Raw genomic sequence first — 26,961 nt, 5'->3', positions numbered from 1 at the left:
AGGGGACTCGAACCCCTGTTACCGCCGTGAAAGGGCGGTGTCCTAGGCCACTAGACGAAGGGGACGCAAACCCTTCTTACAACTGACCGGTGCTGAGTACCGATCGATTCAAGGCCGGTGTGGCCAGGCCTTGAACTGCAAATTTGGTGGAGCTAGACGGGATCGAACCGTCGACCTCTTGCATGCCATGCAAGCGCTCTCCCAGCTGAGCTATAGCCCCTCATCGCTGAGGACGGGGCGAATCTTAAGGGGCGATCGGAAGGCTGTCAATTTTTTTTCCGTTTTTTGAAAAAAAATTTGCCGGGATAACAATCACTTACCGCCCCGCCCGGAAAACCCGGGGTTTTGCGGCCCTCTGCGCCTGCGGCGAGTCGCACAAAACACTCGCCGCAAGCCTCAAAGAACTACCAGAGGCCGCAATCAACCCGCCTGGCGCTTGAGTTTCAAGCGTAGTCGAAAAGCTCCCCGCCCCTGTCGGCTGCCCTTCGGCAAAAACGCCTCAGGCGATGGCGCCGAGGAGTTTTTCCCATTCCTTGCTTTCTTTCTTCGACACACCACCCAGCAGATCGATGGCCTGGCGCAGACGGAAACGGGTCAGGTCCGGACCGAGGATTTCCATGGCATCGAGCACCGACACCGAACTGGCCTGGCCAGTAATGGCGGCAAACATCAGCGGCATGGCATCGCGCAGTTTCAGCTCCAGAGACTCAACCACCGCCTGAATGGTCGCGGTGATGCTGTCTTTCTCCCACTGACGCAGGCTTTCGAGCTTCCACAGGATCAATTGCATCAGCTGACGCACCTGATCGCCGGACAGCTTCTTGGACTCGAACAGCTTGGCATCCGGGTTCACGCCACCGGCGAAGAAGAAGCCGGCCAGCGGTGCGATCTGGCTGAAGGTTTCGACCCGGCCCTGTACGTGCGGCGCGATCTTCATCATGTAATCGGAGTTCAGCGCCCAGGTCTGCACCCGGCTGGCGAACTCCTGCACCGGCAGGTCACGCAGCCACTGGCCGTTGAGCCAGGACAGCTTCTCGATATCGAAGATCGGCCCCCCCAGGGACACCCGCGACAAGTCGAAATTGTCGACCATTTCCTGCAGCGAGAACTTCTCGCGCTCGTCCGGCATCGACCAGCCCATGCGGCCCAGGTAGTTGAGCATGGCTTCCGGCATGAAGCCCATGCGCTCGTAGAAGGTTACCGAGGTGGGGTTCTTGCGCTTGGACAGCTTGCTCTTGTCCGGGTTGCGCAGCAACGGCATGTAGCACAGCTGCGGCTGCTCCCAGCCGAAGTACTCGTAGAGCAGGATCAGCTTGGGCGCCGACGGCAGCCATTCTTCACCGCGCAGCACGTGGGTGATGCCCATCAGGTGGTCGTCGACCACGTTGGCCAGGAAGTAGGTCGGCAGGCCGTCGGTCTTCATCAACACTTGCATGTCCATGCGATCCCACGGGATCTCGACATCGCCGCGCAGCATGTCCGGCACCACGCAGACGCCTTCGGTAGGCACTTTCATGCGGATCACGTGAGGCTCGCCGGCCGCCAGGCGCCGGGCCACTTCTTCCTTGGACAGCAGCAGGGCCCGGCCGTCATAGCGCGGGGTTTCGCCGCGGGCCATCTGTTCGGCACGCATCTGGTCCAGTTCTTCGGCGGTGCAGAAGCACGGGAAGGCGTGGCCCAGGTCCACCAGTTGCTGAGCGTACTTCTGGTAGATGTCGCCACGCTCGCTCTGGCGATACGGGCCGTGAGGGCCGCCAACGTCCGGGCCTTCGCTCCAGTTGATGCCCAACCAGCGCAAGGCGTCGAAAATCTGCTGCTCGGACTCCCGGGTCGAACGCAACTGATCGGTGTCTTCGATACGCAGGATGAACTCACCGCCATGCTGCTTGGCAAAGCAATAGTTGAACAAAGCGATGTAGGCGGTACCTACGTGGGGATCCCCGGTAGGCGATGGCGCGATGCGCGTGCGGACGGTGGTCATGGCATGTCTCGAAAGGAAAGAAAAACGAGGAATAAAACAGGGGGCGAATGGTAACAGGCGACGGCAGCCCCGCTCCAGTGAGGAGGGCATTTAAGCCAAGGTTGCGACTCCAGGCCGCTGCCAGCCTGTTGAAGGGCCAATAATCAGCCCATGGCATTTACCGCCCAGTGGCTATATGCCAGATTCGCCCGCTGATAGATCTCCTTACACTTTTATTGAATACAGCCAGCCCATGCCAGCCCAACTCAAGCGTCGCCTGTTTGTCTTTCTGTCCCTGGTCCTGTTGATTGCCCTGGGTTTTCTTGCCCACTGGTGGTTCCACGGGCGCTTTTACGAGACCACGGACAACGCCTACGTGCAGGGCGAGATCACCCGGGTCTCCAGCCAACTGAGCGCGCGAATCGAAGAAGTGCTGGTGCAGGACAACCAGCATGTGGAACAGGGCCAGTTGCTGGTACGCCTGGAAGGGCAGGACTTCCAACTGGCGGTGGACCGCGCCCAGGCCGCCCTGGATACCCGCGAGGCCGAACGCCTGCAGGCCCAGAGCAAGCTGACCCAGCAAGCCAGCCTGATTGCCGCGGGCCAGGCCCAGGTGGCGTCGAGCCAGGCCAGCCTGGGCCGCTCGCAGATCGACCTGTCTCGGGCCCAGACCCTGCGCAAGCCCGGTTACGTCTCCGAGGAACGGGTCACTACCCTTTCCGCCGACAACCATATCGCCCGCTCCCAGGTGGCCAAGGCCGAAGCCGACTTGCAGGGCCAGCGCCAGCAAGTCAATGCCCTGAACGCCGAGATCAAGCGCCTCGATGCACAGATCGCCAATGCCCGGGCCGACCTGGCGCAAGCACGACTGAACCTGACCCGTAGCGAGATCCACGCCCCCATCAGCGGCCTCATCGGCCAGCGCGCCGCACGCAATGGCCAGGTGGTGCAGGCCGGCGCCTATCTGCTGTCGATCGTTCCGGACCAGGACATCTGGATCCAGGCCAACTTCAAGGAAACCCAGATTGGCCACATGCAGCCCGGGCAAAAGGCCGAGCTGACCTTCGACGCCTACGGCGATACACCGATCCAGGCCCGGGTCGACAGCCTGTTCGCCGCCTCCGGCGCGCAATTCAGCCTGCTGCCGCCAGACAATGCCACCGGCAACTTCACCAAGGTGGTACAGCGCATTCCGGTGAAACTGACCTTCCCTGTCGACAATCCCCTGCGGGGCAAGATCCGCCCCGGCATGTCGGTAACCGTAAAGGTCAACGTCAAAGACCCCGTCGATGGCCGGTGATCAACTGCTGCGTCCGGTGGGCGAACCCACCCGGCGCGACTGGATCGCGGTGATGAGTGCCATGCTCGGCGCCTTCATGGCGGTGCTCGACATCCAGATCACCAACTCCTCGCTCAAGGACATCCAGGGCGCGCTGTCCGCTACCCTGGAGGAAGGCTCGTGGATCTCCACTTCCTACCTGGTGGCGGAGATCATCATGATCCCCCTCACCGCCTGGCTGGTGCAGCTGCTCTCGGCCCGGCGCCTGGCGGTCTGGGTCTCGGTGGGCTTTCTTATTGCCTCCCTGCTCTGCTCCATGGCCTGGAGCCTGGAAAGCATGATCGTGTTCCGCGCCTTGCAGGGCTTTACCGGTGGCGCCCTGATCCCCCTGGCGTTCACCCTGACCCTGATCAAGCTCCCCGAGCATCACCGGGCCAAGGGCATGGCCATGTTCGCCATGACCGCCACTTTCGCCCCCTCCATCGGCCCGACCCTGGGCGGCTGGCTCACGGAAAACTGGGGTTGGGAGTACATCTTCTATATCAACGTGCCGCCGGGCCTGCTGATGATCGCGGGCCTGCTGTATGGCCTGGAAAAGAAGGAAGCTCACTGGGAACTGCTGAAAAGCACCGACTACGCCGGCATTCTCACCCTCGGCCTGGGCCTGGGTTGCCTGCAGGTATTTCTTGAGGAAGGCCACCGCAAGGACTGGCTGGAATCGAGCCTGATCGTCACCCTGGGCAGCATCGCCCTGATCAGCCTGGTCACCTTCGTCATCGTCCAGGTCTCCAGGCCCAACTCGCTGATCAACCTGGGCATCCTGCGCAATCGCAACTTCGGCCTGTCGAGTATCTCCAGCCTGGGCATGGGCGTTGGCCTGTACGGTTCGATCTACCTGCTGCCGCTGTACCTGGCGCAGATCCAGAACTACAACGCGCTGCAGATCGGCGAAGTGATCATGTGGATGGGGGGGCCGCAGTTGTTCCTGATTCCCCTGGTGCCCAAGCTGATGCAGTTCATTTCACCGAAATGGCTGTGCACCCTGGGCTTTGGCCTGTTCGGCCTGGCGAGTTTTTCGTCGGGGGTGCTCAACCCGGACTTTGCCGGGCCGCAGTTCAACCAGATCCAGATCATTCGCGCCCTGGGCCAGCCGCTGATCATGGTCACCATCTCGCTGATCGCCACGGCTTATATACAGCCCCAGGACGCGGGATCGGCCTCCAGCCTGTTCAACATCCTGCGCAACCTCGGTGGCGCCATCGGCATTGCCCTGCTGGCGACCTTGCTGGATGCCCGGACCAAGACCTATTTCGACTACCTGCGCGAAGCCGTTGTGCCCAGCAATCCCCAGGTGGCGGAACGCCTGGCAACCCTCACCGAGAAGTTCGGCAGCGAGACCGCAGCCCTGGGCAAGCTCAGCGAAATCACCCACCAGCAGGCACAGATCATGGCCTACAACGACGCCTTCCATTTCGTCGGCATTGCCCTGGGCATCAGCATGCTGGCGATCCTGCTGACCAAGGCCCTGCCCAAGGGCCTCAAGGCCGGCGAAGCCCACTGACCCACGAATTGCCTGTAGGAGCTGGCTTGCCAGCGAATAGACTCCCAACCCTTGCACAGGATTTGAGGGCCTCTTCGCCGGCAAGCCGGCTCCTACGAGGGATCGAGCGTCGTTAGACGGTGAGCAAGCGCTCGCGCAGCTTGGTGATTTCGTCGCGCATCTGCGCCGCGGCTTCGAACTCCAGGTCGCGGGCCAGTTGGTACATCTTCTCTTCGAGCTGGCGAATGCGCTTGGTGATCTCGCTGGGCGAGCGCAGTTCGTTTTCGTAGCGGGCGTTTTCCTCCGCGGCCTTGGCCATGCCCTTGCGCTTCTTGCTGCGCGAACCGGGCACGGTGGCGCCTTCCATGATGTCGGCAACGTCCTTGACCACACCCTTGGGGGTGATGCCATTGGCCAGGTTGAAGGCGATCTGCTTGTCACGACGGCGCTCGGTCTCGCCAATCGCACGCTCCATGGAGCCGGTGATGCGGTCGGCATAGAGAATCGCCCGGCCATTGAGGTTACGCGCGGCCCGGCCGATGGTCTGGATCAGCGAACGCTCGGAACGCAGGAAGCCTTCCTTGTCGGCATCGAGGATCGCCACCAGGGACACTTCCGGCATGTCCAGGCCCTCACGCAGCAGGTTGATCCCCACCAGCACATCGAAAGTGCCCAGGCGCAGGTCGCGGATGATCTCCACCCGCTCCACGGTGTCGATGTCCGAGTGCAGGTAGCGCACACGCACGCCATGGTCGGCCAGGTAATCGGTAAGGTCCTCGGCCATGCGCTTGGTCAGGGTGGTCACCAGTACCCGCTCTTCCACGGCCACGCGCTTGGTGATTTCCGACAGCAGGTCGTCCACCTGGGTCAGGGCCGGGCGCACTTCCACTTGCGGGTCCACCAGCCCGGTGGGGCGCACCACCTGCTCCACCACGCGGCCGGCGTGCTCGGCCTCATAGTTGCCCGGAGTGGCGGAAACGAAGATGGTCTGCGGGCTCACCCCTTCCCACTCGTCAAAACGCATTGGCCGGTTATCCAGAGCCGATGGCAGGCGGAAGCCGTACTCAACCAGGGTTTCCTTGCGCGAGCGGTCGCCCTTATACATGGCGCCGACCTGGGGCACGCTGACGTGGGATTCGTCGATCACCAGCAAGGCATCCGCCGGCAGGTAGTCGTACAAGGTAGGTGGCGCCGCGCCAGCGGGACGCCCCGAGAGGTAGCGCGAGTAGTTCTCGATGCCGTTGCAGTAGCCCAGTTCGAGGATCATCTCCAGGTCGAAACGGGTGCGCTGCTCCAGGCGCTGGGCTTCCACCAGCTTGTTGTTGGAGCGCAGGTATTCCAGGCGCTCCTGCAACTCCACCTTGATCCCTTCGATGGCGTCCAGCAGGGTTTCCCGCGGGGTCACGTAGTGGCTCTTGGGGTAGAAGGTGAAGCGCGGCAGTTTGCGGATCACTTCACCGGTCAAGGGGTCGAAGGCGCTGATGCTTTCCACTTCGTCATCGAACAGCTCGATGCGGATCGCTTCCAGGTCCGACTCCGCCGGATAGATGTCGATCACATCGCCACGCACGCGGAAGGTGGCGCGGGCGAAATCCATGTCGTTGCGGGTGTACTGCAAGTCCGCCAGGCGGCGCAGCAGGGCGCGCTGATCGAGTTTGTCCCCGCGATCCACGTGCAGGACCATCTTCAGGTAGGTTTCCGGGCTGCCCAGGCCATAGATGCACGACACCGTGGTGACGATGATGGCGTCCTTGCGCTCCAGCAGCGCCTTGGTCGCGGACAGGCGCATCTGCTCGATATGGTCGTTGATCGAGGCGTCCTTCTCGATAAAGGTGTCGGAGGACGGCACATAGGCTTCGGGCTGGTAGTAGTCGTAGTAGGAAACGAAGTACTCCACCGCGTTGTTCGGGAAGAAGGCCTTGAACTCACCATACAGCTGCGCCGCCAGGGTCTTGTTCGGCGCCAGCACCAGGGTCGGGCGCTGCACCTGGGCGATCACGTTGGCGATGCTGAAGGTCTTGCCCGAACCGGTCACACCGAGCAGGGTCTGGTGGGCCAGCCCGGCCTCGATGCCTTCGACCATCAGGCGGATGGCTTCCGGCTGGTCGCCGGCGGGCTGGAAGCGGGTGACTAGCTGGAATTCAGACATAACGTACCTCTGGGATCATTCGTGCGCGGCAATACCGTACAGGAACAGGAAAGACCGCGTACGACCCATGTCGCCGAGGAAAAAAACCGGAATATCCTTGATGTGGAGCCGATTACCACAGCTTTCAAGGCACAGGTCCTACACCCGCTGACACCCTGGTTATTGCAATAAGACTAACGGTCGAAAAATAAAGCGAAAAACTTGGCGCAAAAGGTCAATAGCCTGTCGCCCCACGCGATGATGGCCTCTATACTAGCTCCCCGTTTGTGCACCGCTCTAGTGCATTCGGCTGGAGCGCGACACGTCCCTCCACACTCCATTCAGAGCCGCCGTAAAAATGAGCCTGTTCTCCGCTGTCGAAATGGCACCACGCGATCCTATCCTGGGCCTCAACGAAGCATTCAACACCGATACCCGCACCGATAAGGTCAACCTCGGGGTGGGCGTGTACTGCAACGAGGAGGGACGCATTCCGCTCCTGCGCGCCGTTGTCGAAGCCGAGACGATTCGCGCCGCCCAACATGCTTCCCGTGGCTACCTGCCGATCGACGGCATTGCCGCCTACGACCAGGCGGTACAGAAGCTGCTGTTCGGCAACGACTCGCCACTGCTGGCCGCTGGCCGCGTGGTCACCACCCAGGCCGTTGGCGGCACTGGCGCCCTGAAGATCGGTGCCGACTTCCTCAAGCAGTTGCTGCCCAACGCCGTGGTCGCCATCAGCGACCCGAGCTGGGAAAACCACCGCGCCCTGTTTGAGACCGCCGGCTTCCCGGTGCAGAACTACCGCTACTACGACGCTGCCACCCACGACGTAAACCGTGCTGGTCTGCTGGAAGACCTGAACGCCCTGCCGGCCCAGTCGATCGTGGTACTGCACGCCTGCTGCCACAACCCGACCGGTGTCGACCTGAGCCCACAGGACTGGAAAGACGTCCTGGAGGTGGTCAAGGCGAAAAACCTCGTGCCCTTCCTCGACATGGCCTACCAGGGCTTTGGCGACGGCATCGACGAAGACGCCGCGGCGGTGCGCCTGTTCGCCGAGTCGGGCCTGACCTTCTTCGTATCCAGCTCGTTCTCCAAGTCATTCTCGCTGTACGGCGAGCGCGTTGGCGCCCTGTCCATCGTCAGCAGCTCCAAGGAAGAAAGCGCCCGCGTGCTGTCCCAGGTCAAGCGCGTGATCCGCACCAACTACTCCAACCCGCCGACCCACGGTGCAACCATCGTCGCCGCCGTGCTGAACAGCCCGGAACTGCGCGCCCAGTGGGAGCAGGAACTGGCGCAAATGCGCCTGCGAATTCGCGGCATGCGCACCCAGATGGTCGACTTGCTGGCCAAAGGCGCCCCTGAGCACGACTTCAGCTTCGTCGGTCGCCAGCGCGGCATGTTCTCCTACTCCGGCCTGACCGTTGAGCAAGTGACCCGCCTGCGCAACGAATTCGGCATCTACGCCCTGGACACCGGCCGCATCTGCGTCGCCGCGCTGAACCAGAACAACATCCATGTCGTGACCCAGGCCATCCTGCAAGTGATCTGATTCACGACAGCGGTAACGAAAAAGGGGAAGCCGGCAGGCTTCCCCTTTTTCGTTGGCGACACGTCGTTGCCCAGCCCGCCCCCACAGCCTCTAGACTGTGAGCCTATGCCCCCTTGCTGAGCGAGATCCCGATGAAAAACGATGACCTGCGGGCCGACCGCGACGAACTGGAGCATTACCTGCCCCGCTCGCAGAAACGCGAAAAGAGCCTGGTGCTGCAAATTGCCCTGGGCGTATTTCTTGGCGGGCTGGCCCTGTGGCTGGTGCAACTGGCCGCCACCTCGCTGATGGCCAAGCTGATGCTCGGCACCCTGACCTTCGGCGGCTGAACCGCCCTACCCCTGCAATTGAGCCAGGCGCTGGCTGGCGGCATCGTCGAATGCCACGTACAGCGCCTCGGCCACCTGGCTCTTGATGGCCTTGGCACTCTCCAGCCCCAGGACAAAACCTTCGGCCTTGCCGCCGGCACGGTTCAAATCCATCGCCGATCCGGCCTGGGTGATGGCGTCCAGCAACTTGCCGGCCTGGGGGCCGACCCCTTTGGGCAGGCTGATCTGCTCGATGCTCATGACAGCACCTCGCAGCACAGCGCGAAACAGACAGAAGGATGCTGGGATAAATCGAAGCGGATCATAAAGGCGTACCTATGCGGCTGAAGGCCGGCAGCGCGTGAAACCACTTCCGGGGCGCCATGGTAGCCCCTATCGGATGCGTCAGAGACCTGAAGACCGATAAATCCCGCAAAGTCCTGCCAGCCTTTCATTCAGATCATCGTCGCCCTGAAAAAAATTTCCTCGACTTGTTGACTTCCCTTTCTGAATCAGTAAGATACGGCGCATTCCGCGATAGCTCAGTTGGTAGAGCAAGTGACTGTTAATCACTGGGTCCCTGGTTCGAGTCCAGGTCGTGGAGCCATCTTCCTACACTGATTTGCCTTGATCCTCATGAGAGCGCCCTGCTCCTGCGGCAAATCAGCTCAAGCAGTATCCCCTTGCAAATAATTGATCCGCCTGTCATCCCGACATGCGGATAGACGCTTAATGCATGCCTGAAATCCTCCTTCGCCAACCCGGTTGCATTGCCGCAAAGGCCTGACGTAGGCTGTGCGCCTCTTTATCCAAGCAGTCAGACCCCGCGATGTTCCTGCCCGCACAGTCACCGTGCCCTTCCCCCTCGATGAGCCCTTCGGCAACCCTGGCTGTTGCCCAACTTGACTGTGCGATCAACCGTCGACGCCGCAGCGTATTGTTTGCCTTCACCTTCTCCCCCCACCCGGGCCCACGCTGATCGCGATTGAACCCGGCGCCACCCCGCTAGCCCCTCTGCTTCCACCAGGGCATCTGCCCGGCAATCGCCCGCACGTCGGCCTGCGATGTCCTGCAGCGCCCGCAATAACTGTCTTTTTTGGCGCCTGACGCTTCAGGCGCAGGTCTTGATCATGAACAAAGCCTTGTTAGCCGCCCTGATCCTGGGCATCTCCATTGTCGGCCTGAGCATCGGCTCCACGGTGCCGATCCTTGCCCTGCGCCTGTATCAGGCCGGCGCCTCGAACAACCAGATCGGCATCATGTCGGCGCTGCCCGCCGCAGGCATGATGCTCTCGGCCTTCCTGGTCAATGCCCTGAGCCAACGCCTGACCCGGCGCCAGATCTACCTGCTGTGTTTCAGCCTGTGCGCCTTGAGCGTGGCCGCCCTGGAACTACCCGGGGCCAGCCTCTACAGTCTGGGCCTGGCGCGGGTCGCCATGGGCCTGGGGGCGGGGCTGATCATCATTCTCGGGGAAACCTGGGTCAATGAAATGGCCGAAGACGCCACCCGCGGACGCCTGGTAGCGGTCTACACCACCTGCTTCACCTTCTTCCAGCTCCTGGGCCCGGGCCTGGTATCGCTCTTGGGCACCGAGGGGCCCGCCGTGCTGGGCATCGTCAGCGTTGGTTATGCGGTGGCGATCGCAGTGGTCTGGCTGATCCTGCCCCTGGAAGACCAGCAGCCGCTACATGCCGAAAGTCGCACCTTTTCGGTACTGGGCTTTATCCGCATCGCGCCGGCGCTGTGCGTGGGCATCCTGTTCTTCGCGTTTTTCGACAGCGTGGTGCTGTCGCTGTTTCCGGTGTACGCCGCCACCCATGGCTACAGCATCAAGCTCGCGGCCTTGATGGTGACCATCATTCTGTTGGGCGACACCGCGTTCCAGTTCCCCCTCGGCTGGCTTTCGGACAAGCTCGGGCGCCCCGGGATCTACCTGGGCTGCGGCATCATTGCCCTGCTGATCGGCCTTGCCCTGCCACTGCTGATGCAAACGTCCACCCTGCTCTGGCCGAGCCTGGTCATCCTCGGCGCCGTGGCCGGAGGCATCTATACCCTGGCTATCGTGCTGATCGGCCAGTCCTTCAGCGGCGCCGACCTGGTGACTGCCAACGCCAGCGCCGGGCTGCTCTGGGGCATCGGCAGCCTGCTGGGCCCCTTGCTCAGCGGCGCGGCCATGAGCGGCGGCAGCTATGGGCTGCCCCTGACCCTGGCGGCGGCCGCCGCAGTGGTGGTGGTCTTCGCCCTGTCCCTGGTACGCCAGGGGCAACTCAGCAAGGCTGCCGACTGAAATACCGCGGATGCGGCCCGTGATCATTCACAGGCCGCATCTTTGTCATTACCATCGCGCGATCCGCACTCCCACCTCATGGATCCCCTCGCGATGGACCGACTCCTGCGCCTCCTGCCCCTGTACGGCCTGCTTTCCCTGTTGCCCCTGCCAGCCCTGGCCGAAGCCCCGGTGGACTGCGCCACCCTCAGCGACAACGTCTCCCTGGAAGCCGGCGAATATCGCCCGCCCCTGGAAGCCAAGGTGATAGGCCAGGGGCGACTGCACTTTCACAGCGGGCCGAATGCCACCTGCCTGAACAAGAAGCTCTACGTGATTCCCGGTGATGGCCTGACGGTGTACGCCTCCAGCGAAGACGGCTGGGCCCAGGTCATGTACATCGCCAAGGACGGCGAGGACTACACCGGCTGGGTCGAGGAAAAACGCCTGTTGCTGGGCAAGCACTATGGCGCAAGCGGCGCCGAGCTTCCCGATGAGGTGGCTGCATTCATCCAGCGCCACGAAGCCTGCGAGCACTTTGCCGGCGAGGAGGCCTACGACGAGGAACGCCGGGTCTTCCTGGAGAAAGCCGTGAATGAAGTCTGCACAGGCCATGATCAGCAGCTCGCCAGCTTGCGCCAGCAGTACCAGGACAACCCCGACGCCCTGCAGGCCCTGAAGCCGCTGGACAACCTGGAATAACCGACAGCAAAAAAACCGGCGCCCTGAGGGCGCCGGTTTTTTCATGGCCGCAGTACTCGACTTCAGTGAGTGGCCTCGACACTGCCGCGCGCATGGCTCGGCTGCGAACCATCGCCGGCCTGGTTCGGTGAGTGGCCCGGCTCCTCTCCTACCAGAGGCACTTCATTGCCCTCGGCATCGTGCAGCTTGCCGCCGCTGAAGTAGTCCCCCTCACGCAGTACGGCAACGTCCTGGAAGCGCAGGCTGCGCTCGGTGCCGGCGACGAACACCGACTGCTGGTCGGAGTTGCCCGCGGTGAAGTGGTTGAACGCCAGGTTCAAGAGGATCGCCATGATCGCCGAGGAGCTGATGCCCGAGTGGAAGATGGTGGCGAACCAGCTGGGGAAATGATCATAGAAGCTCGGCGCGGCAATCGGGATCATGCCGAAGCCGATGGAGGTGGCAACGATGATCAGGTTCATGTTGTTGCGGTAGTCGACCCGGGACAGGGTCCGGATGCCACTGGCCGCCACGGTGCCGAACAGCACGATACCGGCGCCGCCCAGCACTGAAGTCGGCACCGCGGCAATCACCCGCCCCATGAACGGCAGCAGGCCGAGGATCACCAGGAACAGCCCGCCGGTGGCCACCACGAAGCGGCTCTTGATGCCGGTGACCGCCACCAGCCCGACGTTCTGGGCGAAGGCACTCTGGGTGAAGGAACCGAAGATCGGCGCAATCATGCTCGACAGCATGTCGGCACGCAGGCCGTTGCCCAGGCGCTTGGAGTCGACCTTGGTGTGGATGATTTCACCCACGGCGAGGATGTCCGCCGAGGTTTCCACCAGCGTCACCATGACCACGATGCACATCGACAGGATCGCCGCGACATGAAAGGTCGGCATGCCGAAGTGGAATGGTGTGGGCAGGCCGAACATCGGCCCTTGGGTGACCCCGGAGAAGTCCGCCATGCCCAGGAACAGTGCGATCACCGTGCCGATGATCATGGCCAGGAGAATCGACAGACGGGAAATCGCCGCGCTGCCGATCTTGCTCAACAGCAGCACCAGCACCAGGGTCACCGCCGCCAGGCCGATGTTCGACATGCTGCCGAAGTCCGGGGCCCGGCTGTTGCCACCCATGGCCCAGCGCGCCGCCACCGGCATCAGCGTCAGGCCGATGGTGGTGATGACGATGCCAGTGACCAGCGGTGGAAAGAATTTGGTGATCCGCGAGAACACCGGCGTGATCAGCAGGCCGATCAGCGAGGCGACGATCACCGCACCGAGAATCGACTGGAAACCGCCCTCGCCGCCGCTGGTAACAATCGCCACCATGGTCGACACGCCCGCGAAGGACACCCCTTGCACCAACGGCAGCTTGCAGCCGAAAAACGGCACGCCAAGGGTCTGCAACAAGGTTGCCAGCCCTCCTGCGAACAGCGAAGCGGCGATCAGCAAGCCGATCTCCGAAGGCGACAGGCCAGCCGCCTGGCCGACGATCAGTGGCACGGCAACGATGCCGCCATACATGGTCAGCACGTGTTGCAGGCCATAAGCCATGTTGGCGCCAACACCCAAATTTTCGTCTTCGGGCCGCTGTTGTGAAACCTGGGGGGTATTCATGGTGTGGGGTTCCCTGTTTTTGTTATGGGCACACTGTATGCAACATCCAAGACAACTGTCCATAGGATTGTATACAGTTTTCCATTCTGAATTTCCCCACCCATCAACCCGGGCCATTGCGCGCAAGGCACTCGGATATTGACTCCGTGCCGGCCTGTAAAGGCGGCCCAGAGCCCTCGTTGAAACCAACCCAGGGCCGATCCGCCGCTCTTCAACCGAAGGTTTGAGGGCTGCTCTACTGGTTGAAAAAACAGGATAAAAAAGCCGATCCCGTTGCCGGATCGGCTTATCTGCTGCTCGTAGGGTGCGATCCGTTGGCCGGGCCGGCGACGGCAAACGCGGCAACTGCAACTGGACGGCCGTGTCGACAACCGACCGGAACCGCGGACACCGCCTCACTGTTGGAGAACCCGTGAAATCAGGCCTCTAGCAACTGCTCGAGAACCCGCAGCAGTTCGGGGTGGGCCGGCAGGTGCAGGGCAAACTCGTCCTGCAACAGGCTCATCAGTTCCCCTGCATCGGTGATCTGCCGCCGCTCGCTGGGCTGCCCCATCCGATGCAGGGCGTAGCTGCCATTGTTCAAGGTGCGGCGTATTCCCGGCCCCATCAGCGCCACCTTCAATTGGCCGAGGAAAGGAGAGTCCGGGTGGGTCGAGACGTACCAGTTACCCATCTCGTAATCCACATCGCCCTGCAGTTGCAGGTCAAAAACGTACATCGCCCGCCATTCATCCATGACCTTGGCGCGCAAGGTGTAGCTGCCTTCGCGCAGGGTGATGCGATACGGCTCGTGGGGCGTTGCCTGTTCTTGCTCGGTATCCAGCAGCAAGGGCGCGGTGGGCACCATGCCGCCAAAGCCGACATCGACGATGTAGCGCTGGCCCTCCAGGTGCACCAGCGCCAGACGGTGGCTGCGAGCGGTCAGCGCATCTTCCGGCGCCCCCATCACCACCCGCCCGGTGATGCCCCGGGCATCGAAACCCAGGTGCTGCAACAGCACCAGGAAGGCCTGGTTGAGTTCATAGCAGTAGCCGCCGCGCCCCTCGTGGAGAATCTTGCGCTCCACCGAGGCCAGGTCGATGGGTACCGGAACCCGCAACAGGGTCGAAAGGCTTTCGAAGGCAAAACGACAGACATGGCGCCATTGCAGCTCCCGCAGGGTTTCCAGGGTCGGCGCTGGCGCCTGTGGGTAGCCCAGTTGCTGCAGGTACAGGTCGAAGTTCATCAGGTGCGGCTGGCTCATGCACAAATCCTTGAAATGAGGGTCGCCCGGGGTCGCGACAGGCCCCGGCAGGTCGGCGTTATGTATAAGCCAGAAGCGGCAAGCCCGGACAATCAATTCGGCTGATATTTTTTATCGCATTGGCCCCGGATTGGCTCTTGCCAAGCGCCGAGGGCGACTCTGTAATAAGTGCCCCCTCGCTCCCGCTGGAGAACTCTGCGCCATGCACTCACTGGAAGGCCCGCGAATCATCCTGCGCCCGTTGCAACGCAGTGATGCCGACGCCCTGGTCAACGCCGCCCGGGACGGTGAGCTGTGGAACCTGCCTTTCACCGTAGTACCCTCCCCCGACACCGTCGAACGCTACCTCGACGTGGCGCTCGAGGGCCGTGATGCCGGTAGCGTACTGCCGTTCGCTACCGTGCTCAGGAGCACGGGCGAAGTCATCGGCTGCACGCGTTTCTGGAAGATCGACCGGCACAACCGCAAGCTGGAGATCGGCAGCACCTGGATCGCCAGCCGCTGGCAGCGCAGCTTCGTCAACACCGAGGCCAAGTACCTGATGCTGTGCCATGCCTTTGACGACATGAACTGCGTGCGGGTGCAGTTCACGACCGACGAGATCAATCACACATCCCGCGCGGCGATCCTGCGCCTCGGCGCCCAACAGGAAGGCATAGTGCGGCACGAGCGCCTCATGCCCGACGGACGCAAGCGCAATTCCGTGCGCTTCAGCATCATCGACGACGAGTGGCCCGCCGTGCGCCAGCGTCTGCAACAACGCCTCAGCCAAGCCTGAAGCCTCACCCTTACAAGCCCCCACAAGGATGTAGCCATGCCCGTCGATTTCACCCTACGCCCAGCCCAGCACGAGGACGCACTGTGCATCAGCGGCCTGGCCACCCAGGTCTTTCTCGACACCTATGCCACCGACGGCATGCGCAGCGACCTGGCCGAGGAAGCCCTGAGCGTCTACGCCCCGGAACAGTTCCGCCAGCGCCTTGAGGATCCCCACAGAAGCCTGTTGCTGGCCGAGCGTAACGGGCACCTGCTGGGCTTCGCGGAAATCGCCGGCAACACCCGGCCGCCGCTTGCCGGCCTGGCCGATGGGATGGAGCTGGTGCGCCTGTACGTGCAGCGCCATGCCCATCGGCAAGGCGTTGGCCAGGCGCTGCTGCAACAGGTGGAAGAACGGCTGCAAGCCAGCGACAGGCCCTGCCTGTGGCTCGCCGTGTGGGCACAGAACCACAGGGCGCAGGCCTTCTATCAGGCCCAGGGCTACGTCTGCGCCGGTAGCACCGCCTACGAGTTTGGCGGCAACGCCTACGCCAACCAGGTGTTCTGCAAGCGCTGGTAGCCGTCAGCGATCGGAGCGCTGCAACGGCTCCCCCACATGGTCCGCCGCCAGCGCCATGGCCCGATTGCGGCCCGTGGCCTTGGCTTGATACAGGGCCGCATCGGCCCTTTCGATAAACATCTCGATGCTGTCGCGGCCCGTCGGCACGAAGGAGTAGCAGCCCAGGCTGACCGTCACGCAGCCCACCGGTGAGCCGGAATGGGCGATGTTGCGCTGCATGACACTGCGGCGAATCTGCTCGGCCATGGCCAGCGCGCCATGAATGTCGGTGTCGGGCAGCAACACCGCAAACTCTTCGCCACCATAGCGCACGGCCAGGTCAGCCTTGCGCTGGCAGCAGCCCTTGAGCGCCTGGGCCACCTCGGTCAGGCAGTGATCGCCCGCCACATGCCCGTAGGTATCGTTGTAGCGCTTGAAATAGTCGATATCGACCATGACCAGGCTCAACGGGCTACGTTGCCGCGCACCACGACCAAACTCCACGGTCAGGGCGCGCTCGAACAGGCGGCGGTTGGCCAGGCCGGTGAGGCTGTCATGGGTGGCGATCACCTCCAGGGCCTCCTGGGCCTCGCGCAGATCTGCCTCGATCCGCTCGTTGTTGCGCACCTGCTGCACGAAGACCCAGCCGAACAGGCCGACCCCCAGCAGCACCAGGGCGACGATGGCCGTGGACTGGTAGGCCGAGGCATACCAGCCCTTGAGCACCGAGTCCTTGGAGTTGGCCGCGGCCACCACCAGGGGATAGGCCTGCAACTGCCGATAGCCGTACAGGCGCGTCACCCCATCAACAATCGAGGTGATCATGGCGTTGCCGGTGGTGGCCTCGGGCAAGTACTTGCTGAAGATCTCGCCGCGGGCCAGGGAAGCACCGATCTGCCGCTCTTCGAACGGCCGCCGCGCAATCAGCGTACCGTCGGACAGGGCAAGGAACATGGCGCCCTGCTCGTCGATGTTGAAACTGGTGAAGAACTGATCGAAATACGCCAGTTTGATGCCCGCCATCAGCACCCCCTGGAAATTCCCCTGGCTATCGTTGAGCCGCCGCGAGATGGGAATGATCCATTCGCCATTGGCCCGGCTGCGGATGGCCGGGCTGATGTGAGCCAGCAACGAAGCATTCTGCTGATGGAAACGAAAGTAGTCGCGGTCTGCCACATCGTTGCCATGGGGCGAATCACCAAATGAACTGACCACCCACTGACCGTCCCGGTCATAGAGAAATACCCCGCTGAGCTGGGTCAGGGCCTGCACCCGCCGGGCGAATATGCCCTGCAAGCGGGGCTGCTGTTCAGGGCCATCGCCCAGGGCCTGGATCCATTCGGACAGGCTCATCAGCACCAGGTCGGCTTCCATGAAAGTGTCTTCGGCCTGCTGGGCGATGGCCCGGGTCAGGTTGGTGGAATTGACTTCCGCCTGCATCAGGTCGTGACGCCAGGACTGTTCCAGTTGCAGGTACAACAGCCCGCACAGGCACAGAAACACGGTTGCGATGAAGGCCACCGCGGCCTTGAGCAGCGGCAAGCGCTTCAGGGTTCCGCCAGGGGGATGATGAGGATCGTAGATGGGAACAGGCAAAAGGGTCGTCCTGACGGGAGTGGCCTGGGCTACAGGGCGGGTCCCTGGTTGTTTTCGAGACTGGCTGAACGGCCAGCGCCCTGCACAGTATAGGTTTTCTGGCCGCTGACCCGGGCCGGGAGATCAGGCAGCAACCTTGAACGGCCCGGCTCCACCCTGGGGTTATCGGCCACCGCGGGCAATGCTTAAAGCGCCGATCGACGGCTCGAGCAATATTCGACAAACACCTCGGACAGCGCCGCCAGCACAGTCTGGTCCGCTTCGGGCGCGGTGAACAGACGGTACTGCGCATCCGGCAACGGTGGCAAACCGTATTCCTCCCCCAGGGCACACAGCCCTGCCCCCAACTGGCTGGCCGCCATGGGTGCTATGGCGAACCCGGACAGCACGGCGGCGCGCAGGGCCCAATTGCTGCTGCAAAGCATAACCGTGCGCTGGGCAATGCCGGCCTGGGCCAGCCGGCCCAGGGCCGCGGCCCGGTAGGGGCAAGGCTCGGGAAACAGCGCCAGGGGCAAGGGGTCGGGCAAGAGCCCGGCAGGTTGCACCAGCCCGGCCCAGACCAGCGGTTCGGACCAGAGCAGGCGGCCAGGCTCGGCAGTTTCGCACAGCGAGCCCACCACCAATTGCAAATTGCCCTGGGCCAGCAGATCCAGCAGCGTACCGGGAATGCCAACCTGCACATCCAGCCGGATACCTGGGTAGCGCCCGGCAAAATCCTGCAGCGCACGCAGCAGCCGGGGGTCGGCAAAATCCTCGGACAGGCCCACCCCCACGCGCCCGTGGAACGGCACCCGGGTCAGTTCGGTCCAGGCGTCGCGATTCAACGCCAGGATCGCCCGGGCATAGGCCATCAACCGCTCGCCATCGGCGGTCAGCTGCTGCGAGCGGGTGGTGCGCTGGAGCAGCGGCTTGCCGACCTGCTGTTCCAGGCGCCGCAGGTGGCCGCTGACCGCGGACTGGGTCAGATGCAGCTTGAGGGCCGCACGGCTGAACCCTTGTTCATCGACAACAGCAACAAAGGTGCGCAATAGCAGGGCATCGAACATATTTCAGAATGAAATCAATAAGGCTTGAATCGACAATTTATATTTAAAAACAAGCTATGTTGCAATGACGGTCATCCCAACCCCAAGAGATTCGTCCATGACCCGGCTCCTGCACATTCAATGCTCGCCCCGCCTGCGCCGCTCCGCCTCCCTGGAAATCGCCCACAGCTTCATCCAGAGCTACCGACAGCAACGGCCGGACACCGAGGTCACCACCCTGGACCTGTGTAGCCTCGATTTGCCGGAACTCGATCAGACAGCCATGGACGCCAAATATGCGCAACTGGCCGGCCAGCCCCTGGGCAATGCCGAACAGCGGGCCTGGGCCCGGCTCCAGGCGCTGGCAGAGCCGCTGCACCAGGCCGACCTGCTGGTGCTTTCCATCCCCCTGTGGAACTTCAGCATTCCCTACAAGCTCAAGCACTTCATCGACCTGGTTTCCCACCAGGGCATCCTCTTCAGCTTCGACCCCGAGAACGGCCTGCAAGGCCTGCTGCGCAACAAGACGGCGGTGGCGGCCTACGCCCGGGGGCTGGACTTTTCTTCCCACTCCAGCACACCAGCACCGGCATTCGATTTCCAGAAGCCCTATATAGAGGCCTGGCTGAATTTCATCGGGATTGCCAACCAGCACTCGCTGATCGTGGAAAAGACCATCCTCGGCCCGGACATCGACCAGGCCTCGCGACAGGCGGCCGCCGAGCAGGCACAGGCCCTGGCGCAGCAACTGGCGGCCCGCCAGTACTGAACCATACCCGGGCCTGGCGCGCAGGAGCCTGCCCGCCAGGCCCACCCTGCTCTTTACCGCCGAGCCCAGGCATCCGCAGTGGGCATTACCCTCGCGGGTGTCTTGCCACTTATTCCGGCTGCGCCCGCCGCTCATCAAAAAAAGCTGTAACAACACCTTCACTTCCTGCATTTTGGGTCTATAAACAATTCACAAAATCCTTTGCTTCGAATCACCACCCGTTCACCCATTCCCCTTGTCGAGCATGGGGTGGTGCTGGAAGCTGGCCCCAAGGAGCGGGAGTTGACCGGAAGTACCACGCTGCACCGTTTCACCTTCAGGCCCTGGCGTCATCGCGAGCTGCTGCGGGCGCTGATCGAACGCGAAGTGATAGGCCGCTACCGCGGCTCGATTGCCGGCCTGCTCTGGTCCTTTCTCAACCCCTTGCTCATGTTGCTGGTGTATACCTTCGTGTTCAGCGTGGTGTTCAAGGTGCGTTGGGGAACCGACAACGACTCGAACACCCAGTTCGCCCTGCTGGTGTTCACCGGGATGATGGTCTTCAACCTGTTCTCCGAATGCCTCACCCGAGCCCCCGGGCTGATCCTGAGCCACGTCAACTATGTGAAGAAGGTGGTGTTCCCCCTGGACATGCTGCCCTGCGTGATGCTCGGGGCGGTGCTGTTCCACACGCTGGTGAGCTTTGCCGTCTGGCTGCTGTTCCACCTCCTGGCCTTCGGCCTGCCGCCGCCCACCGCTCTGCTGTTTCCCCTGGTGCTGCTGCCCCTGGTGCTGTTCACCCTCGGGCTGTCCTGGGTCCTCGCCTCCCTGGGGGTCTACCTGCGGGATGTTGGCCAGGTCATCGGTGTACTGATGTCGGCCCTGCTGCTGATATCAGCGGTGTTCTATCCGCTGAGCGCCCTGCCCGAGGCCTACCGGCACTGGCTCTACCTGAATCCGTTGACCCTGGTGATCGAGTCCTCCCGCGACGTGCTGATCCGGGGCGTGGTGCCCGATCTCGGCCTGTGGCTGATAGAGCTGAGCGTCGCGCTTGGCGTGGCCTTCCTGGGATGGGCGTGGTTCGAAAAAACCCGCCCGGGGTTCGCCGATGTGCTCTGAACTGGCGATCAAGGCCCAGGGCCTGGGCAAGTGCTACCCGATCTACGACCAGCCCCGCGACCGCCTGCTGCAACTGCTGCTGCCCCACGGCAAGCAGCGCTATCGCGAATTCTGGGCCTTGAAGGACGTTGCGCTGGAAGTGCGCAAGGGCGAAACCCTGGGCATCATCGGCCGCAACGGCAGTGGCAAGTCGACCTTGCTGCAACTGATCTGCGGCACCAGCACAGCTTCCACGGGCAGCGTGACCAGCCATGGGCGGATCGCCGCCCTGCTGGAGCTGGGCTCGGGGTTCAATCCAGAGTTCAGCGGCCGCGAGAACGTCTACCTCAACGGTGCGGTATTGGGCCTCAAACGCGCGGAGATCGAGGCGCGTTTTGACGAAATCACCGCCTTCGCCAACATCGGCGAATTCATCGACCAGCCCACCAGGACCTATTCCAGCGGCATGCTGGTGCGCCTGGCCTTTGCCGTTTCGGTATGCGTGGAGCCGGATATCCTGATCGTCGACGAAGCCCTGGCCGTCGGCGATGCCTCCTTCCAGTTCAAGTGCCTGGAACGCCTGGAGCGCCTGACCCGACAAGGCATGACCCTGCTGTTCGTGTCCCACGACATGAGCATGGTCAAGCGCTTCTGCAACCGTGCCCTCTACCTGCGCGATGGCGAAATCCGCGCCAGCGGTGCACCGGAGGCGATGGCCGAGCTGTACCTGCTGGACATGCGTGACGAACAGCGCCGCTGGGCCAGCGCGGGCGCCGTCCAGGTCAGCGCCAAGACACCGCTCAACCCGGAGCACGGCATGGCCTTCGGCACCCCTGAAGGGCGGATCACCTCAGCCGTGTTCAGCAATACCGAGGCGCTGTACTCAAGCTTTGCCCACGGCGACATGATCGAAATCGCCATCGAGGCCCAGGTCAGCGACGCCATTGCCCGCCCCAACATCAGCCTGACCATCCAGGAAGCCCGGTTGCTGGTGGTCAGCGGGGTCAACGTCGCCCTGCAATGCGGCGAGTCCCGGCAAGGCTGGCGCAGCGCCTCGGTGTGCCTGCGATTCGCCGCCAACCTGGCGGCCGGGCGCTATCACATCACGCTCAAGCTGATGAATGGCGAAACGGAAGAAACCTCCCACCTGATTGAAAAACAGGTGGCCCTCCTGGCGTTCGACACCTTGCCGGGCAACAAGCACTTCCTGGGAATCGTCGACTTGCACATCGAACCTGTCACCCGCCCATCGCAGCAACCCCTGGCAGTCGAGGAGCGTTCATGAGCGACAAGCAATGGCAAGTCGCGATCTTCGGTACCTTCGATGTAGCCAACTACGGCGACCTGCTGTTCCCCCTCATTGCCGAAGCAGCGTTGCAGGCGCGCCTGGGTAAGGTGCGCCTGCACGCGTTCTCCTATCACTCGCGCAGCACGCCGCAATGGCCCTACCCCGTCACCTCGGTCAGTGAACTGCCCCAGCTCATCGATAGCCTGGACGCAGTGCTGATCGGCGGTGGCTTCATCATTCGCTTCGACAAGGTCATCGCTGCCGACTATTACCCGCCCGCCCCGCAGATCCACCACCCCACCGGGTACTGGCTGTCGCCTGCGCTGATGGCCCTGCAACACAATGTACCGCTGATCTGGAACGCCCCCGGCATGCACTGCAACCCGATTCCATCCTGGGCGGCCCCCCTGGTCAGGCTGACCCTGGAGCAAAGCCCCCACGTCCGGGTGCGCGACGCCCTGTCTGCAAACACCCTGTCCGCACTGAGCGAGCAGGCCCAGGTCGAGGTACTGCCGGATACCGCCTTTGGCCTGCCCAGCCTGATCGACCGGCAGCAATCCTCGGCGGCCTATCGCCAACTCTGTGCCCAGGCCGGCCTGACCGGGCCCTATCTGGTGGTGCATGCGATTGCCGGCCTGGAGAGCTTTCTCCAGCTATGGAAAACCCACAACGCGCTGTTCAGCCAGTGGCAGCTGCTGCTGTTGCCCATCGGCCCGGTGCTCGGGGACCATGAGTCGATTCTCGGGGCCGACCTGCCACGGGCCGTGCGCCTGCCGGCCTGGCCAGAGCCACTGCTGCTGGCGGAGATCCTGGCCCACGCCCAGGGCGTCATCGGCCACAGCTATCACCTGGCGATCACCGCCCTGGCCTTCGGCGTACCGGCCTTCTGCTCGGCCAACCTGAACCAGGGCAAGTACACCGCCTTGCGCGCATACCGCGGGATCCGCCCCCTGCCTGCCGAACAGCCCATCGATCCCCAGTGGTTCCTGCAACACCTGAGCGAAACGGGGCCCTGCCCCGAGGTGATCGCCGCGCAGGAACAAGTGCAGCGCCATTGGGACCGGGTAGCCGAACTGATCGCCCAGGGCCCGCGCCCCACCAGCCTGGCGCTGAACCGCTTCTGGCAAGCCCTGCCCGGCCTGCTGGAGGAAACCCGAGAGGACTGGCGCAAGGCGTGCCTGAGCAAACAGGCCGAACTGGATGAGCTGAAAATCCAGGTACAGCAGTTGACGCTACTACGCCGCCACCAAACGGAACTCACCAGTCGGGTCGATGCCGAGCTGGGTCGAATCCATCGCTCCAACTCCTACCGCCTCACCGCGCCGTTACGCTCCCTGCGGCGCCGCCTGCAACATTTATTGAGAAGATGAATACGATGCTGAATCTGCCAATGCTGACCAGAGCCCCCTTGCACACTCAGCCCTTTCGCTGGGGGCGGATCACCGAGCTGTATTCGCCCGCGGACGCCGCGGCCCTGGTAGCGACCTATCCCCGTGACTCCTTCAAGACGGTGTCCGGCTATGGCGGAGAAAAGGACTACGAGTACCAGGCGCGGCAACTGGTGGAAATGGGCACCGGGCGCATTATCCACGAGCAGCACCTGAGCCCGGCCTGGCGCAGGCTGGCCAGCGAGTTGACCGCACCGGACTATCGCCTGGCGCTGTCGACGCTCACCGACATGGACCTCAGAAACGCTCCCATGGAGGTCAATGTCTTCCACTACGGGCCGCAGGCCTGCCTCGGCCCGCACCCGGACCTGGGCGACAAGCTGGTGACCCATATCCTGTACTTCAACGATTCCTGGAACATCGAGGACGGTGGCTGCCTGAATATCCTGGGCTCTGCCGACCCCTCGGATGTGGTCGCGGTGATCCCGCCCCTGGTGGGCACATCGGCAGTACTGGTACGCGCCGAGAACTCCTGGCATGCGGTGACGCAGGTGGTAGCCAATTGCCGGACTTCACGGCGCAGCATGACCGTGACCTTCTACCGGCCCGGCTCCCTCAGCTCAATGTGGCCCAGTGGCGACCAGAGCCCACTGCACAACTATGAGCCCGCTCATGACTAAGTCCCACTCGCAGGAGCAGGAGTCGACCCGGCTGCGGCTCGAGCACGCACAGGCCAACCTTCAGCGCGATGCCGCCCTGGCGCATATCGAACATATGCGGCGCTCGCGTTCCTGGCGCCTGACCCGCCCCCTGCGCATGCTGATGCAACTGCTGCGGCACGGGGTGATCAACGACGAGAGCGAGTACCCGACTCACCTGCCCTATCTCGTCCAGCCTCTGCCAGCTTCCACCCCCTTGGAGCCCGATATCGTGGAGGACTCAGCACCCGGCTCTGCTGCTCAGCATTTTGACCTGCTGTGCTTTGCCAATATCGACTGGTCCGCCAGGTTCCAGCGACCACAGCAACTGATGACGCAGTTCGCTATCCAGGGTTATCGGGTGTTCTACATAATCCTTTCGCCGCTACCCGCGGCAGAGCGGCCCTATGCGGTGCACCCAGTCGCTCCCGGGGTCTTCGAAGTCACCCTGCGCGGGCATGCACGGCAGGACTACTACGCCACCTGCATCACCGAAGGCAACCTGCGCGCCAATGCAGAGGCGTTGCAGGCCCTGGTGAGCGACTACCGGATCAAGACGGCGGTGTCGGTGGTTCACCTGCCCTATTGGACGCGCCTGGCCCTGCACCTGCGCAAGGCATACGGCTGGCCCGTGCAATACGACTGCATGGACGAATGGCAGGACTTCCCGAACATCGGTCAGCCCTTGCTGGACCAGGAACAGGTACTGGTGAAGCAGGCTGATCTGGTAACCGTCACCGCCTCCGTGCTGCACGACAAATGGGCCAGTACCAGCCGTCGCTGCCAGTTGGTTAGAAACGGGGTGGACTTCGACTTCTTTGCCCGATGCTGTACACCCAATACTCTGCTGGAGGAGCTTCAAGGCCCGATCATCGGCTTCTATGGTGCCCTGGCCGAATGGGTCGATTTTGAGCTGGTGGCGGCCATCGCCCGGCAACGACCAGAGTGGAATCTGGTGCTCATTGGCGATGTGTTCGTCCGTGACCTGGCCGGCCTCGACCGCTTGCCCAATGTCCACCTGCTGGGCCGCAAGCCTTACGCGCAGATGCCGCAATACCTGTACCACTTCGATGTCTGCATCATTCCTTTTCGCCTCTACAACCTGACCCACGCGGTGGATCCGGTGAAGTTCTACGAGTTCATCAGCGCCGGCAAACCCGTGGTCGCAGTGCCGCTGCTGGAGATGCAGATCTACGAGCCTTACCTGTATTTCGCCGACGGGCCGTCGGCCTTTGTCACGCAGATCGAAAGAGCCCTTGGGGAAACCGATCTGCAGCGCTGGAACCAACGGCTGGCACTGGCCAGGGAAAACGATTGGCGGCAACGCTTCGAAGACACGCGCGATGCGCTGGTCGAACTGTTTCCGAAGGTCTCGGTAATCATCGTCACCTACAACAATGTGCAACTGACCCGCGGCTGCATCGACAGCCTGCTGCGCAATTGCGCCTACCCGAACCTGCAACTGATCATCGTCGATAACGCCTCGCAGGACTCCACCCGCAACTACCTGCGCTACCTGGCCCGCAGCGAACCCAATGTGAGCATCGTGCTCAACGAGCAGAACCTGGGTTTCGCCGCCGCCAACAACCAGGGCCTGCGCCTTGCGCAGGGCCACTACCTGGTCCTGCTCAACAACGACACCGTGGTGCCCAAGGGCTGGCTCGCGCCCCTGCTGCGCCACCTCGACGACCCGGAGGTGGGGTTGGTGGGGCCGACCACCAATGCGGTGGGCAACGAGGCCCGGGTCAGCATCGACTACCAGGACCTCGACGACATGGAGGACTTCGCCGACCGGCGCACCACCCAGTACCGCGGGCGCTGCTTCGACATCCCGATGCTGGCCATGTTTTGCGTAGCGATGCGCCGCGAAGTGCTGGATCAGGTGGGCTGGCTGGATGAAGCCTTTGGCATCGGCATGTTCGAAGACGACGACTACAGCCGGCGAGTCCAGGCCGCCGGCTTGCGCACCGTATGCGCCGAGGACAGCTACATCCACCACTATGGCCAGGCCTCGTTCAAGGCCCTTATCGCCAGCGGCGAATACCAGCGGTTATGGGACAAGAACCAGGCCTACTTCGAAAGCAAGTGGGGGCCCTGGCAACCCCATCGCCAAGCACGCCGTAGAGCGAACGCCGACGCCACGGAAATGAAGCTCACCGACTGAATCGGCAGCCCGATACACCCACAAGGAAGATGCCGAACGTGCTGAAAAAAATAATTCAACAGCTCAGTGGTTGGGCAGTCGCAGCCCCTGTTCCTCCGGACGACATGAGCGAGGAGCAGCGCAAGGCGCAGACCGCCGAGCACTGGTCACAGAACCAGGCTGGCTCGGATGCGTTTTCTGCGGATGTCTACTGGCTGGCGGTGCCTGCGGTGCAACAACGCCATCAGCAAAAGGCCACGGCCGGCAGCGGTCATGCTCACTGGGTACCCTATTGCCTGAACACCTTTCTGGCGGGCCGGTTACCGGTGCCGCGTATGCTGAGCATCGGCTGCGGCACCGGTACCCTGGAACGCGAGCTCTACAAACTCCAGGCCTTCCAGGACTGCGACGCCGTGGATATCGCCCCGGCGGCGCTGGACACCGCCCGGGCAGAAGCGGCGGCGCTGGGGACCCGGACCCTGCACTACAGCCTCACCGATGTCGAGCGGGTGCAACTGCCCAGTGCTCATTACGACGCCGTCTGGTTCAACGGTTCACTGCATCACATTCGCCAATTGGAAAAGGTCTGCGCCAATGTCCGCCAGGCCTTGAAGGCGGACGGCTGGCTGTTCTTCAACGAGTATGTCGGCGCCAATCACTTTGCCTTTGACCAGGCCCAGTGCGCAGCCATCAGCCATGCCTTCGCCCTGATACCCCCGGCCATGCGCCGCTCTTTCGTCCAGGGTTCCTACGGTCAGGTGCAGAACAACGTACCGCTCCCTGATCCACAAGAGGTGGTGAAGGTTGATCCGTCCGAGGCCGTGCGCTCCCAGGACATCCTCAAGGTGGTGGAACAGCACTTCGAGATCCAGGCCCTCAACACCTGCGGCGGCACCCTGCTGCAATTTCTGCTGCATGGCATCGCCGGCAATTTCAAGGCCGATGATCCCCAGGCGATGCGGGTGCTGCGGATGCTGTTCGACATCGAAGACGGGCTGATCGAGTCGGGCACCCTGAACAGCGATTTCGTGATCGTTGCCGCGACCCCGAAACAGTCGGAGGCCGTGCTTTGACTC

22 protein-coding genes and 2 tRNA genes are annotated in these 26,961 nt (G+C 62.9%); 16 read left to right on the top strand and 8 right to left on the bottom strand.

Annotation, left to right across the window (positions count from 1 at the left end; genetic code table 11):
* Window positions 1-144 precede the first annotated feature (144 nt).
* Window positions 145-220, bottom strand: a tRNA-Ala gene (locus tag AC1RL5_RS28660).
* A gap of 279 nt (window positions 221-499) precedes the next feature.
* Window positions 500-1,981, bottom strand: coding sequence for a glutamate--tRNA ligase (gltX, locus tag AC1RL5_RS28655; RefSeq protein WP_492589969.1), 1,482 nt, complete (start codon window positions 1,979-1,981; stop codon window positions 500-502).
* Between the two features lie 232 nt (window positions 1,982-2,213).
* Between gltX and AC1RL5_RS28650 the strand changes: the two genes are divergently transcribed.
* Both AC1RL5_RS28650 and AC1RL5_RS28645 read left to right on the top strand, forming a co-directional pair.
* Entirely contained in the window at window positions 2,214-3,260 is a 1,047-nt protein-coding gene (locus AC1RL5_RS28650) for an HlyD family secretion protein (protein WP_072451540.1), read from the top strand.
* Window positions 3,250-4,800 carry an MDR family MFS transporter gene (locus AC1RL5_RS28645; protein WP_492589967.1) on the top strand — a complete coding sequence of 517 codons (1,551 nt, stop codon included), beginning with the start codon at window positions 3,250-3,252 and terminating at the stop codon, window positions 4,798-4,800. The genes AC1RL5_RS28650 and AC1RL5_RS28645 overlap by 11 nt, the downstream gene beginning before the upstream one ends.
* Before the next feature lie 112 nt (window positions 4,801-4,912).
* On the opposite strand, the gene uvrB is transcribed toward AC1RL5_RS28645, so the two are convergent.
* Window positions 4,913-6,928, bottom strand: a complete 2,016-nt coding sequence (gene uvrB / locus AC1RL5_RS28640) for an excinuclease ABC subunit UvrB (RefSeq protein WP_011060364.1) — start codon at window positions 6,926-6,928, stop codon at window positions 4,913-4,915.
* Between the two features lie 337 nt (window positions 6,929-7,265).
* Here uvrB and AC1RL5_RS28635 point away from each other — a divergent pair, with 337 nt between their 5' ends.
* Both AC1RL5_RS28635 and AC1RL5_RS28630 read left to right on the top strand, forming a co-directional pair.
* Window positions 7,266-8,462, top strand: a complete 1,197-nt coding sequence (locus AC1RL5_RS28635; protein WP_011060363.1) for an amino acid aminotransferase — start codon at window positions 7,266-7,268, stop codon at window positions 8,460-8,462.
* Window positions 8,463-8,593: 131 nt separating this feature from the next.
* Window positions 8,594-8,791: a hypothetical protein gene (locus tag AC1RL5_RS28630; RefSeq protein WP_011060362.1), complete on the top strand. Its 198-nt coding sequence runs from the start codon at window positions 8,594-8,596 to the stop codon at window positions 8,789-8,791.
* 6 nt (window positions 8,792-8,797) lie between these two features.
* Here AC1RL5_RS28630 and AC1RL5_RS28625 read toward each other — a convergent pair whose 3' ends face one another.
* Window positions 8,798-9,031, bottom strand: coding sequence for a hypothetical protein (locus AC1RL5_RS28625; RefSeq protein ID WP_011060361.1), 234 nt, complete (start codon window positions 9,029-9,031; stop codon window positions 8,798-8,800).
* 270 nt (window positions 9,032-9,301) lie between these two features.
* On the opposite strand from AC1RL5_RS28625, the gene AC1RL5_RS28620 reads away from it, so the two are divergent.
* The 3 genes from AC1RL5_RS28620 to AC1RL5_RS28610 all read left to right on the top strand — a co-directional run bounded on the left by AC1RL5_RS28620 (window position 9,302) and on the right by AC1RL5_RS28610 (window position 11,739).
* Window positions 9,302-9,377, top strand: a tRNA-Asn gene (locus tag AC1RL5_RS28620).
* A gap of 523 nt (window positions 9,378-9,900) precedes the next feature.
* Window positions 9,901-11,058 carry an MFS transporter gene (locus AC1RL5_RS28615; protein ID WP_077934993.1) on the top strand — a complete coding sequence of 386 codons (1,158 nt, stop codon included), beginning with the start codon at window positions 9,901-9,903 and terminating at the stop codon, window positions 11,056-11,058.
* A gap of 93 nt (window positions 11,059-11,151) precedes the next feature.
* Window positions 11,152-11,739 carry an SH3 domain-containing protein gene (locus AC1RL5_RS28610; RefSeq protein WP_047285038.1) on the top strand — a complete coding sequence of 196 codons (588 nt, stop codon included), beginning with the start codon at window positions 11,152-11,154 and terminating at the stop codon, window positions 11,737-11,739.
* Window positions 11,740-11,801: 62 nt separating this feature from the next.
* Here AC1RL5_RS28610 and AC1RL5_RS28605 read toward each other — a convergent pair whose 3' ends face one another.
* Complete coding sequence (locus tag AC1RL5_RS28605) at window positions 11,802-13,343, bottom strand: nucleobase:cation symporter-2 family protein (RefSeq protein ID WP_011060358.1); 1,542 nt, start codon at window positions 13,341-13,343, stop codon at window positions 11,802-11,804.
* 418 nt (window positions 13,344-13,761) lie between these two features.
* Window positions 13,762-14,586, bottom strand: coding sequence for an arylamine N-acetyltransferase family protein (locus tag AC1RL5_RS28600; RefSeq protein WP_492589965.1), 825 nt, complete (start codon window positions 14,584-14,586; stop codon window positions 13,762-13,764).
* Between the two features lie 202 nt (window positions 14,587-14,788).
* On the opposite strand from AC1RL5_RS28600, the gene AC1RL5_RS28595 reads away from it, so the two are divergent.
* Together AC1RL5_RS28595 and AC1RL5_RS28590 are read left to right on the top strand one after the other, a co-directional pair.
* Window positions 14,789-15,364, top strand: a complete 576-nt coding sequence (locus tag AC1RL5_RS28595; protein WP_093406169.1) for a GNAT family N-acetyltransferase — start codon at window positions 14,789-14,791, stop codon at window positions 15,362-15,364.
* 36 nt (window positions 15,365-15,400) lie between these two features.
* A complete protein-coding gene (locus AC1RL5_RS28590) occupies window positions 15,401-15,922 on the top strand; it encodes a GNAT family N-acetyltransferase (protein ID WP_093406173.1) in 522 nt (173 codons plus the stop codon).
* 3 nt (window positions 15,923-15,925) lie between these two features.
* Here AC1RL5_RS28590 and AC1RL5_RS28585 read toward each other — a convergent pair whose 3' ends face one another.
* Window positions 15,926-17,497 carry a sensor domain-containing diguanylate cyclase gene (locus AC1RL5_RS28585; RefSeq protein WP_093406178.1) on the bottom strand — a complete coding sequence of 524 codons (1,572 nt, stop codon included), beginning with the start codon at window positions 17,495-17,497 and terminating at the stop codon, window positions 15,926-15,928.
* Between the two features lie 185 nt (window positions 17,498-17,682).
* Entirely contained in the window at window positions 17,683-18,543 is an 861-nt protein-coding gene (locus AC1RL5_RS28580; protein WP_015634881.1) for a LysR family transcriptional regulator, read from the bottom strand.
* Between the two features lie 97 nt (window positions 18,544-18,640).
* Between AC1RL5_RS28580 and AC1RL5_RS28575 the strand changes: the two genes are divergently transcribed.
* The 7 genes from AC1RL5_RS28575 to AC1RL5_RS28545 all read left to right on the top strand — a co-directional run bounded on the left by AC1RL5_RS28575 (window position 18,641) and on the right by AC1RL5_RS28545 (window position 26,958).
* Window positions 18,641-19,291: an FMN-dependent NADH-azoreductase gene (locus AC1RL5_RS28575; RefSeq protein WP_492589963.1), complete on the top strand. Its 651-nt coding sequence runs from the start codon at window positions 18,641-18,643 to the stop codon at window positions 19,289-19,291.
* Between the two features lie 282 nt (window positions 19,292-19,573).
* The gene (locus tag AC1RL5_RS28570) at window positions 19,574-20,389 is read left to right on the top strand and encodes an ABC transporter permease (protein WP_492589961.1); all 816 of its coding nucleotides are present in this window, start codon (window positions 19,574-19,576) and stop codon (window positions 20,387-20,389) included.
* Window positions 20,379-21,653: an ABC transporter ATP-binding protein gene (locus tag AC1RL5_RS28565; protein ID WP_103407512.1), complete on the top strand. Its 1,275-nt coding sequence runs from the start codon at window positions 20,379-20,381 to the stop codon at window positions 21,651-21,653. The genes AC1RL5_RS28570 and AC1RL5_RS28565 overlap by 11 nt, the downstream gene beginning before the upstream one ends.
* Complete coding sequence (locus AC1RL5_RS28560) at window positions 21,650-23,026, top strand: polysaccharide pyruvyl transferase family protein (protein ID WP_492589959.1); 1,377 nt, start codon at window positions 21,650-21,652, stop codon at window positions 23,024-23,026. The genes AC1RL5_RS28565 and AC1RL5_RS28560 overlap by 4 nt, the downstream gene beginning before the upstream one ends.
* A gap of 5 nt (window positions 23,027-23,031) precedes the next feature.
* A complete protein-coding gene (locus AC1RL5_RS28555) occupies window positions 23,032-23,724 on the top strand; it encodes a 2OG-Fe(II) oxygenase family protein (protein WP_123576645.1) in 693 nt (230 codons plus the stop codon).
* The gene (locus tag AC1RL5_RS28550) at window positions 23,717-25,906 is read left to right on the top strand and encodes a glycosyltransferase (protein WP_072451552.1); all 2,190 of its coding nucleotides are present in this window, start codon (window positions 23,717-23,719) and stop codon (window positions 25,904-25,906) included. Before AC1RL5_RS28555 ends, AC1RL5_RS28550 begins: the two co-directional genes overlap by 8 nt.
* 29 nt (window positions 25,907-25,935) lie before the next feature.
* The gene (locus AC1RL5_RS28545) at window positions 25,936-26,958 is read left to right on the top strand and encodes a class I SAM-dependent methyltransferase (RefSeq protein ID WP_258028844.1); all 1,023 of its coding nucleotides are present in this window, start codon (window positions 25,936-25,938) and stop codon (window positions 26,956-26,958) included.
* Window positions 26,959-26,961: the final 3 nt, after the last annotated feature.

This window comes from Pseudomonas sp. GW822-FHT06D10, from assembly GCF_058799535.1.
The sequence above is the reverse complement of the archived record's forward strand: the minus strand, read 5'-3'. Positions and strand labels throughout refer to the sequence as shown.

Coding starts and splice junctions, on each gene's coding strand:
- AC1RL5_RS28550 (WP_072451552.1), top strand. CDS start 23,717: ATGACTAAGTCCCACTCGCAGGAGCAGGAGTCGACCCGGCTGCGGCTC.
- AC1RL5_RS28555 (WP_123576645.1), top strand. CDS start 23,032: ATGCTGAATCTGCCAATGCTGACCAGAGCCCCCTTGCACACTCAGCCC.
- AC1RL5_RS28600 (WP_492589965.1), bottom strand. CDS start 14,586: ATGAGCCAGCCGCACCTGATGAACTTCGACCTGTACCTGCAGCAACTG.
- AC1RL5_RS28645 (WP_492589967.1), top strand. CDS start 3,250: ATGGCCGGTGATCAACTGCTGCGTCCGGTGGGCGAACCCACCCGGCGC.
- AC1RL5_RS28650 (WP_072451540.1), top strand. CDS start 2,214: ATGCCAGCCCAACTCAAGCGTCGCCTGTTTGTCTTTCTGTCCCTGGTC.
- AC1RL5_RS28575 (WP_492589963.1), top strand. CDS start 18,641: ATGACCCGGCTCCTGCACATTCAATGCTCGCCCCGCCTGCGCCGCTCC.
- AC1RL5_RS28590 (WP_093406173.1), top strand. CDS start 15,401: ATGCCCGTCGATTTCACCCTACGCCCAGCCCAGCACGAGGACGCACTG.
- AC1RL5_RS28635 (WP_011060363.1), top strand. CDS start 7,266: ATGAGCCTGTTCTCCGCTGTCGAAATGGCACCACGCGATCCTATCCTG.
- AC1RL5_RS28615 (WP_077934993.1), top strand. CDS start 9,901: ATGAACAAAGCCTTGTTAGCCGCCCTGATCCTGGGCATCTCCATTGTC.
- gltX (WP_492589969.1), bottom strand. CDS start 1,981: ATGACCACCGTCCGCACGCGCATCGCGCCATCGCCTACCGGGGATCCC.
- AC1RL5_RS28580 (WP_015634881.1), bottom strand. CDS start 18,543: ATGTTCGATGCCCTGCTATTGCGCACCTTTGTTGCTGTTGTCGATGAA.
- uvrB (WP_011060364.1), bottom strand. CDS start 6,928: ATGTCTGAATTCCAGCTAGTCACCCGCTTCCAGCCCGCCGGCGACCAG.
- AC1RL5_RS28560 (WP_492589959.1), top strand. CDS start 21,650: ATGAGCGACAAGCAATGGCAAGTCGCGATCTTCGGTACCTTCGATGTA.
- AC1RL5_RS28565 (WP_103407512.1), top strand. CDS start 20,379: ATGTGCTCTGAACTGGCGATCAAGGCCCAGGGCCTGGGCAAGTGCTAC.
- AC1RL5_RS28630 (WP_011060362.1), top strand. CDS start 8,594: ATGAAAAACGATGACCTGCGGGCCGACCGCGACGAACTGGAGCATTAC.
- AC1RL5_RS28545 (WP_258028844.1), top strand. CDS start 25,936: ATGCCGAACGTGCTGAAAAAAATAATTCAACAGCTCAGTGGTTGGGCA.
- AC1RL5_RS28610 (WP_047285038.1), top strand. CDS start 11,152: ATGGACCGACTCCTGCGCCTCCTGCCCCTGTACGGCCTGCTTTCCCTG.
- AC1RL5_RS28605 (WP_011060358.1), bottom strand. CDS start 13,343: ATGAATACCCCCCAGGTTTCACAACAGCGGCCCGAAGACGAAAATTTG.
- AC1RL5_RS28625 (WP_011060361.1), bottom strand. CDS start 9,031: ATGAGCATCGAGCAGATCAGCCTGCCCAAAGGGGTCGGCCCCCAGGCC.
- AC1RL5_RS28595 (WP_093406169.1), top strand. CDS start 14,789: ATGCACTCACTGGAAGGCCCGCGAATCATCCTGCGCCCGTTGCAACGC.